This is a genomic window from Kitasatospora sp. SUK 42 (assembly GCF_015776785.2).
Classification (GTDB): Bacteria; Actinomycetota; Actinomycetes; order Streptomycetales; family Streptomycetaceae; genus Kitasatospora.
Genome location: NZ_LFMD02000006.1, coordinates 10,499 through 17,565, shown reverse-complemented (window position 1 = coordinate 17,565; position 7,067 = coordinate 10,499). Strand labels below are relative to the sequence as shown.

6 protein-coding genes are annotated in these 7,067 nt (G+C 75.9%); 5 read left to right on the top strand and 1 reads right to left on the bottom strand.

Going from position 1 to position 7,067, the window contains the following annotated elements:
• The 5 genes from RZ50_RS21670 to RZ50_RS21650 all read left to right on the top strand — a co-directional run.
• Nucleotides 1–1,427: ATP-binding protein (locus RZ50_RS21670; protein ID WP_217680718.1), on the top strand; the 1,427-nt coding region annotated here is incomplete at its 5' end.
• Between the two features lie 168 nt (nt 1,428–1,595).
• Entirely contained in the window at nt 1,596–3,137 is a 1,542-nt protein-coding gene (locus RZ50_RS21665) for a phage tail sheath family protein (RefSeq protein WP_196950309.1), read from the top strand.
• A gap of 44 nt (nt 3,138–3,181) precedes the next feature.
• Nucleotides 3,182–3,622 carry a phage tail protein gene (locus RZ50_RS21660; RefSeq protein WP_196950310.1) on the top strand — a complete coding sequence of 147 codons (441 nt, stop codon included), beginning with the start codon at nt 3,182–3,184 and terminating at the stop codon, nt 3,620–3,622.
• Entirely contained in the window at nt 3,619–4,104 is a 486-nt protein-coding gene (locus RZ50_RS21655; protein ID WP_196950311.1) for a hypothetical protein, read from the top strand. The genes RZ50_RS21660 and RZ50_RS21655 overlap by 4 nt, the downstream gene beginning before the upstream one ends.
• Nucleotides 4,101–4,259, top strand: coding sequence for a DUF6760 family protein (locus RZ50_RS21650; RefSeq protein ID WP_167344238.1), 159 nt, complete (start codon nt 4,101–4,103; stop codon nt 4,257–4,259). Before RZ50_RS21655 ends, RZ50_RS21650 begins: the two co-directional genes overlap by 4 nt.
• A 427-nt stretch (nt 4,260–4,686) precedes the next feature.
• Here the strand turns inward: RZ50_RS21650 and RZ50_RS21645 are convergent, their stop codons facing one another.
• Nucleotides 4,687–5,334, bottom strand: a complete 648-nt coding sequence (locus tag RZ50_RS21645) for a hypothetical protein (protein ID WP_217680717.1) — start codon at nt 5,332–5,334, stop codon at nt 4,687–4,689.
• Nucleotides 5,335–7,067: the final 1,733 nt, after the last annotated feature.

Genomic DNA, 7,067 nt, shown 5'->3' with positions numbered 1-7,067 from the left:
TACGACCCCGCCTGGGTCTGCCGCACCTGCTGGACCGGGGCGGACACGCCGGCCCGCTGGCGGTGGCCGCCCTCGCGGCCGACGGCCCGCCGCCGCTCGTCGTCGACGCCGCCGAACTCGCCGCCCGCCCGCCGGGGAGCGTCGTACGGGTGCTCGCCCGTGAGGCCCGGTTGGGCGGGGGCGGGGTGGTGCTCGGACCACTGGACCGCCTCGAACCCGAACGGCCGGACCGGGCCGCCCTGTTGCGCGAGCTGTGCGCGGAACTCGCCGGCGTCCCGCTGGTCGTGCACGGCCCGCAGGTGTGGGACCCGGCCTGGGCGCGGGAGAGCCCGGTGGTGGTCACCGTCCCGCCGCCGGACGCCCGCGAGCGGGCCGAGCGCTGGGCCCGCGCGCTGGCCGAGGCCCGTACGCCGCTGAGCGAGGAGCTGAGTGCCGGGCTGACCGAGGCGGTGGCCGCCTACCGGGTGGACCAGGAGAAGCTGGAGCGGGCCGCCTCCGTGGCGGCCCGGACGGCGGCCGCCGAGGGGCGCCCGGTCGACGCGGAGGACCTGCGGGCCGCCGTACGGGCGCAGAACGCCGCCGGCCTGGCGCGCCTCGCCCGCCGGATCGAACCCGCCGTCGGCTGGTCCGACCTGGTGCTGCCCGACCCCACCGCCGCCCGGCTGCGCGAGCTGGTGCTGCGCGCCCGGCACCGCGACCAGGTGCTCGGGCGCTGGCGGATGCGGCCCGGCGGCGGCCGGGGGGCCGGGGTGATCGCCCTGTTCGCGGGGGAGTCGGGCACCGGCAAGACGATGTCCGCCGAGGTGGTGGCCGCGGAACTCGGCATGGAGCTGTACGTCGTGGACCTGTCCACCGTGGTGGACAAGTACATCGGCGAGACCGAGAAGAACCTGGAGCGCATCTTCACCGAGGCCGCGCAGGTGAACGGCGTCCTGCTGTTCGACGAGGCGGACGCGCTGTTCGGGAAGCGCTCGCAGGTCAAGGACGCCCACGACCGCCACGCCAACCTGGAGACGGCCTACCTGCTCCAGCGGATGGAGTCGTTCGAGGGGATCGCGGTCCTGACGTCCAATCTGCGCGCCAACCTCGACGAGGCGTTCACCCGGCGGCTGGACGTCATCGCGGAGTTCCCGCTGCCGGACGAGGCGCAGCGGCGCCTGCTGTGGGACCGCTGCCTGGGGCCGTGGCTGCCCCGGGGCGACGACCTCGACCTGGACTTCTGCGCCCGGAGCTTCGAGCTCACCGGCGGCTCCATCCGGGCCTGCGCCGTCTCCGCGGCCTACCTGGCCGCCGGGGAGGGCACCCCGCTGGGCATGGCGCAGCTGGTCGCCGCGGTGGTCGGCGAGTACCGCAAGCTCGGCCGGCTGGTGCTGGAGAGCGAGTTCGGGCCGTGGCTGGGCGTCCTCGGCGCCGAGCCCTTCATCTGACCGGTGCTGCCAACTGACCGGCGCCGCAGGCGTTACCCGCCGGTACCCGTCGGGGTGTCCGCCGGGGGCAGCGTCGCTGCCCCCGGTCCGGGACCTCGGGACATGTCCCCGGAGGGCACCGAGCAGCAGACTCGGGGGCGAATGACCGGCCCACCCGAAGGAGCGCGAATGCCGTCGTACCTCACCCCGGGCGTATACGTGGAGGAGGTCCAGTCCGGTGCCCGTCCGATCGAGGGTGTCGGCACGGCCGTCGCCGCGTTCGTCGGCTTCGCCGAGACCGGTCCCTTCCACGAGCCCACGCTGGTGACCAACTGGGACCAGTACGTGCAGCGGTTCGGCGGCTTCACCGAGGGCACCTACCTGGCGCACTCCGTGTACGGCTTCTTCGCCAACGGCGGCGGCTCCGCCTACGTCGTGCGGGTCGGCGACCCGGCCCGGCAGGCGGCCGGCGGCGCGCCCGCCCCGGCGGTCAGCGCGCCCGCGCCCGTCGCGATCGCGGGCTTCCTCTTCTCGGCCCTGCCCGGCGCGGGCGGCGAGGTGTCCGTCGAGATCGCCGACGCGGAGGGCGAGAACGTCCCCGACGACCGGTTCCGGCTGCTGGTCCGCCGCGGCGAGGTCGTGGAGACGTACGACGTCTCGACCCGCAAGAACACCAAGGGCTACGTCGTCACCCAGCTGCGGGAGTCCAAGCTGGTCGCGGTCGCCGAGCAGCCCGGCACCGCGCCGAGCCGCCCCGAGCGCACGACCCATGCCCTCGCCGCCGCCCCGGCGGCCGCACCGGCCACCACCCCCGCCGGTCGGCTCGACCCCGCCGAGTACGTCGGTGACGCCGCGGCCCGCACCGGCTTCGCCGGCCTGGAGGCGATCGACGAGATCACCATGGTCGCCGTGCCCGACCTGATGAGCGCCTACCAGCGCGGCGACCTCGACGACGAGGGCCTGCGGACCGTCCAGCTCGCGGTGATGTCGCACTGCGAGCAGATGGGCGACCGGATAGCCGTCCTCGACCCGCCGCCCGGCCTGAACGCCCAGCGGATGCGCACCTGGCGCAACGAGGAGGCGGGCTTCGACTCCCGCTACGCCGCCCTGTACTACCCGTGGATCAAGGTGTTCGACCCGGCGAGCGGCCGCAACGTGCTGGTCCCGCCGAGCGGGCACGTCGCCGGGGTGTGGGCGCGCAGCGACGCCGAGCGCGGAGTCCACAAGGCGCCCGCCAACGAGGTCATCCGCGGCGCGGTGGACCTGGAGCTGCGCCTCAGCAAGGGCGAGCAGGACCTGCTCAACCCGATCGGCGTCAACTGCGTACGGGCCTTCCCCGGGCGCGGCATCCGGATCTGGGGCGCGCGCACCCTCTCCTCCGACCCGGCCTGGCGCTACCTGAACGTGCGCCGGCTCTTCAACTACCTGGAGGAGTCCATCCTCCTGGGGACCCAGTGGGTGGTCTTCGAGCCCAACGACGACCGGCTGTGGTCCAGCATCCGCCGGAACATCACCGCGTTCCTCACCGAGGAGTGGCGGCGCGGGGCGCTGTTCGGCCAGACCGCGGCCGAGGCCTTCTACGTCAAGTGCGACCGCGACAACAACCCGCCGGAGTCCATCGACCTCGGCCAGGTGATCTGCGAGATCGGGGTCTCACCGGTGAAGCCGGCGGAGTTCGTGGTGTTCCGGCTGGCCCAGTTCTCCGACAGCACGAGCCTCGTCAACGAGTGACCGGCCCGGTCCGCACCCATCGCATCGGAAGGTGACAGCACCCCATGGCTGAAGGCGATCCGCTCTCCACTCATATCTTCGGCGTCCAACTCGGCGGCTACAACGTCGAGTCCGTCAAGGAGATCAGCAATCTGACGGTCGACCAGGACGTCGTCGAGTACAAGCAGGTGACCCAAGAGGGCAAACTGATCGTCCGCAAGCAGCCCGGCGCCCGGTTGCCCGGCGAGGTGACGATCACCCGCGGTCTCGACAAGAGCAGCGCGTTCTCGAACTGGATCAAGGAGACTCTCAACAACGGGGCGATCAACACCGCGCGGCAGAACCTCACCATCGAGGTCAAGGACACCACCGGTGCCACCCTGCGGCGCATCCAGCTCAACAACGCCTGGGCCAGCCGCTGGGAGGGCCCCACGCTCACCGCGGGCGAGTCCAGCGCCGCGACGGAGACCGTGACCATCGTGTTCGAGGAGATCACGGTCGAGTGAGGCGAAAGATCGGCCTGGACGAACTGCTGGACGGGGCCCTCGCTCCGCAGACCACCGCGCCGCCGCAGCAGCCATCGGCGCCGGCGGGGCCGGCCGGGGTCCGCGGGCGGGTGCCGCACACCGAGTTCGACTTCGAGCTGCCGCTCGGCTACGTCGACGACGAGGGCACTGTCCACCGGCACGGCACCATGCGCCTGGCCACCGCCCGCGACGAACTGATGCCGCAGATCGACCTGAGGGTCAAGGAGAACCCGGCGTACCTCGGTGTCGTGCTGCTCAGCCACGTGATCACCCGGCTGGGCGACCTCACCGACGTCCACACCGGGATCGTCGAGCGGATGTACGCCACCGACGTCGCCTTCCTCCAGGACCTCTACCAGCGGATCAACAGCGAAGGCCACACGCGCGCCGCGGTGACCTGCCCGCACTGCGACGGCGCCTTCGAGGTCGACCTCGCCGGTGGGCGCCTGGGGGAATCGTGACGTACGCGCCTGCTCGGCTGTACGAGGAGATCGCGTACATCGCCTACCACTTCCACTGGCAGCGGGAGGACATCCTCGACCTGACCCACCGCGAGCGCGGGCAGTGGGTGCGTGAGATCGCACGGCTCAACACCCGTGTCAGCGAAGGCGGGTGAGTCGGGTGGGGTTCCGGGACTGGATCGGCCGCCGGAAGGCGGACGCGGCCGCCGGGAGCGATGAGCCCGGCGGCGTGGAGGCCGCCGGGCCCGGCCCCGTCGCGCGGCGGCGCCCGGCCCCCGGGGACGGCGGCTGGCGCGCGGTGCGGCCGCTGGTCCCGACCCTGGCCGAGGCGGCGCCGGGGGTCAGCGACGGCCTGCGGTTCCGGTCCCGGCTCGCCGCATGGCAGGACCCCTCGCTGTGCGGGCCGCTCGGCCATGCCGTCCTGCCGACCGCTCCGGCGGGGATCCTGCGGGCGATGGCGGCGCCGGGCACTCCGGCAGCCGTCGTCACGGGCGGGGAGCTCGTCCTGCCGGTCGGCGCGGGAGCGTTCGAGGCGGGAGGGGCCGGAGGGGCCGGAGAGGCGGGGGCGGCAGGGGATCAGGATCAGCCCGGCCGACCGGCGGAGTCGGGGCAGGCGCGGCGGCCGCGGCCGGTGCAACGGTCCGTCAGGATGCGGCGGCTGCCCGTGCGGGCGGTGGCGCAGCGCCCCGCACCGCGTGCGGCGGGTGCGGCGCGGGCGGGCGGGGACGACCGGCCGGTGGCGCCGGACGAGACCGGCGGCGGTGCGCCGACGCCGGGTGGAGCGCTGCCCGGTGACGCGGTTCCCGGTGAGGTCGTCACCTCCCCGGGCCGGAACGGTTCGGCGGGCCAGGCCCGTTCGGTGCGGCCGCGCCCCGTGAGCGAACCGCTGGTCGTGGCCCGGCGGCCCAGATCGCTGGCCGCGCGCCCGGTGACGGTGGTCCCGGGACCGGACAGGATGCCCGCGGCCGTGCCCGAGGCGCCGCCGAGCCGGGACGCGGATCCGGCGCGGCCCGCGGTGGCGACGGAACCGGTCGACGGTCCGCGCTCGCCCGGGAGCGGCGAGACCGCCGCGCCCGCCCCGAGCAGGCAGGCCGGAGGGGTGGTCCAGCGTGCCGCCGGGCCCGCCCGGCCGGTGCTCGGCGCGCCCTTGACCTCGATGCCCGCGAGCGCCGCACCGGTGGCCGCCGCCGGTCCTCGGACCCCTGACACCGCTCCGGGTCCGTCGGCCATGCCGGTCGTCCGCGCCGACGCCGGATCCACCGGAACCGAGGCGGGCGGGCTCGACGGCGTGCGGCCGTCCGACAGCGGGGACCGCGAGACCGCCGGCGGCCGACGCGCGCGTACGGCTGCGGGATCGCCCGGTTCCGAGCGGGGGTCGGCTGGTGGAGCGCCCGTCCAGCGTGCGGCGTCCGGGAGCGGGCGTATGGCTGCGGGGGCGTCCAGCGCCGAGCGGGGGTCGGCTGGCGGGGCGTCCGTTCAGCGTGCGGCGTCCGGGAGCGGGCGCGCGCGTACGGCTCCGGCATCGTCCAGCTCCGAGCGTGAGCCTGTTCAGCACACGTCCTCCGGGGCCGGCGGTTCCGAGGACACACCGCCGTCGCCCGGTTCCGACCGCACCCGTGGAGGCCTGGGCGCGCCCCTCGACGCACTTCCGCCGACGGCGGCAACGCCGGGGCGCACCGCACCGCTGCTCGGCGGGCGCGGGCCGGTCCGGCGGATCGTGGGACCGGCGGCAGGCGAAGCCGCACTCGGCGGCACCGGGAATACCGCGGCACGGAGCCCGCTGCCCACCGCTGCCGCTGCTCCGGCGGGCGAGGGGCCGAGCGTGCAGCGTGCCGTCCGGCGCCCCGGCGACGGCCCGACGGTGTCAACAGCCGCTCCCCGGACCGACGATGGCGGCCCGGCCGCGCCCGCGCGTGCGGAGCGAGGCACGGGCGGACCGGCGCCCGCGCGTGCGGCGCAGCCCGACACCCCGTCCACCGGCACCGGCCCGGAGCGCGGACCGGGTGCCGCGCGCCGGTCGACTGCCCCTGCGGCCCGGACCCGCTCTGCCGGTGCCCGGGACCAGGGCGGTGCCGTGCTCGGAAACGGCGGTGCTCCAATGGTCTCGGCGCGGCCGGTGACCGGTGGCTGGGGCGTGCAACGAGCCGTGCAACTGACCGGCCAGAGGCGGGGGCTGATCGGCGAGCGACGGATGAGGTCCGCCCTCGCCGCCCTGCCGACGCCGCCCGCGACCGGCACCGGCGCCCGCCCGGCGCCCGCCCCGCCCGTGGTGCCGGCCGTCTGGCCCAGGGCGCTCCCTCCGCGAACGGACGGCGACTCGGCCGCCGGGCCGGAGGCGGAACCGGTGGCGCCTGCCTCCCGGCGGAGCGGTCCTGCCGCTGCTCCGCGGCACCCGAGCGCGCGGGGTGTCGGCGGACAGCCGGTGCCCCGAGGGACTTCGGCGCCCGGCCATTCGCCGGGTTCGGGCGTGGCGCACGAGGCTTCGGCCGTGCAGCGTTCGCGAGGCGCGGGGGACGGCCGTGCCGTCGAAGGACAGCCGGTGCCGCCGGGCCCATCGCCCGCTCCTGGTGCGGTACGCGGGATCGTGGCCGCGCTGCAACGTGCCCGTACCCGGCCTTCGCCGAGCACGGAGGACGGCCGTACCGCCGCCGGACAGCCGGTGTCGCCGGAGGCTCCGGCGCCGGGCCCATCGCCCGCTCCGGGCGCGGCACGCAGGGCCGTGGCCGCGCTGCAACGTGCCCGTACCCGGCGGTCGTCGGAACAGGGGGCGAACCGGCCGGTGGCCGATCGCCCGTCGGCGCAGGCGGGCCCGACGCCGCCGACCGCCGCCCCGATCGCGGTGGTGCCGAGCGGTCCGTCCGGCGCGGCGGGACCTGGGGACCCGTCGAGCGGCGTTCTGCCTGGCCGAGTCCGCCCGTCGGCGTCGGGCACGGACGGCCCGGTGCCACCGGAGGCGCGGCTGC

Bases quoted from the DNA above. Each gene is read 5' to 3' on its own strand.
- RZ50_RS21660 (WP_196950310.1), top strand. From the start codon at position 3,182: ATGGCTGAAGGCGATCCGCTCTCCACTCATATCTTCGGCGTCCAACTC.
- RZ50_RS21665 (WP_196950309.1), top strand. From the start codon at position 1,596: ATGCCGTCGTACCTCACCCCGGGCGTATACGTGGAGGAGGTCCAGTCC.
- RZ50_RS21645 (WP_217680717.1), bottom strand. From the start codon at position 5,334: ATGGCCGACGGACCCGGAGCGGTGTCAGGGGTCCGAGGACCGGCGGCG.